The organism is Helicobacter kayseriensis, assembly GCF_021300655.1.
Lineage (GTDB): Bacteria > Campylobacterota > Campylobacteria > Campylobacterales > Helicobacteraceae > Helicobacter_G > Helicobacter_G kayseriensis.
In genome coordinates, this window is the sequence record NZ_JAJTNB010000038.1 from 1 (window position 1) to 1,194 (window position 1,194).

General features: G+C 38.0%; 1 protein-coding gene. It reads right to left on the bottom strand.

All coding sequences use genetic code 11. The annotated features are described in order from the left end of the window. A partial coding sequence (locus LW137_RS07115) for a hypothetical protein (RefSeq protein WP_233034977.1) occupies positions 1-1,163 on the bottom strand: 1,163 nt, incomplete at its 3' end. Positions 1,164-1,194: the final 31 nt, after the last annotated feature.

The window sequence follows — 1,194 nt, forward strand, 5'->3', positions numbered from 1 at the left end:
GTGCTTGATCCTAGCTCTGAGATATCTCCTAGAGCAAGACCTTTGATAGTGATAGTATCTGTTTGGGTGTTAGTGCTTCCACTACTTGTGTTTTTGCGATCTGTTGTAAGGATAAGCAATCCATTTTCTGCGATTCCAGAGAAATATTTAGAATATTCTTGGATAAAAGACACGTTGTCTCTGTCTCCGATTTTTATGTTTTTGTCTTTAAGCTTAAGCTTGACTCCATCTTGATAAATAACACCTAGGACTTTATTGTTTTCAACTTCTGTATGATTGGCAATAAATGAATCACTGGATTCTTGTAATGGTTGGACAGATTGTGCTCCTTTGTCATTACTATTAGCAAAGATAAAGACAGTTTCGCTTGTATTGCTTTGACCATCCCAGATGTAATTGTTATTTTCATCAAATCTTCCACCATAAGTGACATTGGCTCCGATATTGACTTGTCCTTGGACGACGATATTGGCCTTACTATTGTTTCCAGCATTGATGACATTAAACATCGAAGTGCCTTGAGTTAAAGTAGGGCTTGAAGTTCTTAAGACGATGTTTGTGATTCCACCATTTCTATTAGTCAGTGTTCCAGAGAGGTTAGCAGGAAGTGTTAAGCCTTCTTTTAAATCTGTTTTGATGGCGCTAGGTAGCCAAATGCTGTTTTCAAAGATTAGGTTATTGTTCCCACCATTTGTAGTGATGTTCCCAACAAGTCCTACTTTGATCGTAGCGTTTCCTGCACTGTATCGGATCGTTTCTCCTCCTACGATTTTGATATTGTTAGTTTCATTTGATTTATTATCAATATTTCCTGCAATGATTGCTTGAGCTTTGCTCAAATCTTTCCCCACAGAGAATAAGCTGCTGACATTGGCAAAGTCTGTATTGGAGCTTAAATCTAGATAGAGATTGTTGTTTCCAGAAACTGCTGATCCAAGGAGATCTCTTGTCTCAGAAGCACTAGAATTTAATGTAAGAGATCCAATGATAGCATTTGGAGCTGTGCTTCTCTCTTGAGCAAAAGCACTAAGAAGAGTTGCATCTGCTTTGTAAGAGATATTGTTCCATCCTCCATTGTTGGATTTAATAGATCCAATATGAAGTTTACCCACAAAAGCAGAGCTTGCATCTGTAAATTTCATCCCAGAGGTGTTTTCTGTCAATGAAGAGGCACTATCACCTACAAGGATTCCT